This is a genomic window from Kistimonas ophiarachnellae, from assembly GCF_057552235.1.
This window is the reverse complement of record NZ_BAAJPA010000039.1, coordinates 1-1,725: the sequence shown is the minus strand read 5'-3', so window position 1 is coordinate 1,725 and position 1,725 is coordinate 1. Positions and strand designations below refer to the sequence as shown.

Annotated in this window: 2 protein-coding genes; one reads left to right on the top strand and one right to left on the bottom strand. The window is 35.1% G+C overall.

Annotated features, from left to right (window positions below; genetic code table 11):
• Positions 1-389: 389 nt before the first annotated feature.
• Positions 390-581, bottom strand: a complete 192-nt coding sequence (locus AC27K1_RS21515) for a hypothetical protein (protein WP_487152847.1) — start codon at positions 579-581, stop codon at positions 390-392.
• Positions 582-785: 204 nt separating this feature from the next.
• Between AC27K1_RS21515 and AC27K1_RS21510 the strand changes: the two genes are divergently transcribed.
• On the top strand, positions 786-1,673 hold the full coding sequence (locus AC27K1_RS21510) for a hypothetical protein (RefSeq protein WP_487152846.1): 888 nt from the start codon (positions 786-788) through the stop codon (positions 1,671-1,673).
• Positions 1,674-1,725: the final 52 nt, after the last annotated feature.

Genomic DNA, 1,725 nt, shown 5'->3' with positions numbered 1-1,725 from the left:
ACGGCGGCTAGGATTGGCTCAACATCCTGCAGCAAGCAATGAACTTCATAGTATGAATGGTATTTGCTATCAGCATTTTGCCATTCATAGTCATCATGTGATTCTAATTCAATTGTTTTATGACATTTATCGGTAACTTCATACACATTGTCTCCTGTTTTTTTCAAGTGCATAAGCCTTTGATATATTTTCTTAAAACTCCAGTGATACACGATTTTAGGAAATCCTTCTTCGTCAGCTAGATCGTATATGTCAAATAATGGTTCAAATGCTAACTGCACGTCACAGGAAATAAAGTCACCAGATTTATATGTAATATCTAGAGGTTCAAGGCTAAAAAGTCTAATACCGCAATCGACAACCCATGAACTACAGCTAGTGAATATTATTTAGCCTTGCAATTTATATTTGTTATTCTTTTGATGATGCATATATTTTTCTTTCTTTCCTCTTCTCATTGAGGAAGGATAAAAGCTAATTGCAAAAGGCTCTATATCTTCAAACAATTCAAATCGGCTGTCGTAAACAGCCCAATCTTCAACTTCAATGATGAGACTGATTATATTACTATCTTTACTCATATACTTCTCTCTATGAGCTGGAATTATTTGATTAAGCCGTATAACGCCTAAATAAGGGGCGCCGTAGGCGTCCCTTTGATTTTCTTGTTAGGCGCTTTCACTAGTTTGTATTTCGTTGCTAAAACTAGGCATTTTGATTGAGGATTTTATTTCTAGTGTAATTTCTTGATGTAATGACATAATTAGAAAAATGAAAACATTAGAGTGCGTATTATGTTGTTTTTTAGGCATGAGTCTGAAGATAAGCCTTGGTCTGATTCAGAAGTACATTCTTTAGTCGAAGCTTTTAAAGCAGGTTCTGATGGTTATGAATTGTCCTCGTATCACAAAAGAAGTTTTCAGTCTATTGAGGATAAACTCATGGAACTAGGATTACAGCACTCTCGAACTGTATATGAAGAGACTTCTGAAGACGAGAATGATGTCGATGAAGATTATTATTTTGAAAGACCTGGGATCAATTTCAGCGTTAAGTCTGTGAGTCGTAATGATAGAAATAAATGTTTTTCTGTCGATGGCTTCGCATTTTCATTGTACTTTGAGATACCAGAACTGAACATAAAAACAAAATTATTTTCTTCGGACTATAGCAGTTATGAAAGATTTGTTCTTTATAAAGACAACAACGATTCAATTTGTCTCACAGCCTTTGATATTGGGGAATCTCTAATCGAGTACACAGATAGGGATGAATATACTGATGAAGTATATACAGCAGATTACTCAGGTGAAGTTTACTCTGCAACAGGGTACTACTTCTCTTCGCTCGAAAATATACCAGTATTTGATGTTTGTGAGCTTGATAGGGGTAGTATTTCGTTCGCTCAATACAAATCGTCTTGGTTTTTTATGGGAAGAACTAGTTATGGGTTGATTATAACTGAATGCATGGAAGCTCCTGATCATAAGTTGCAAATTTGGTGTAATTATACAGTCTATTCACCAGAGAGGGTTAATCTTTGGAAGCTATTGTTTAATGATGAAATTATACAAGTTGGAGATGCTGACAATAATATTGTTGTGAATAGGAGTAAATATTCATCTGATATGAGGATTGATTTTCCTGATATGATCTCAGATGATGTATTTTGACTCGCCTAACGCATAAATCAGGTGCGCCGTAGGCGTCACCTGGATTTAATTG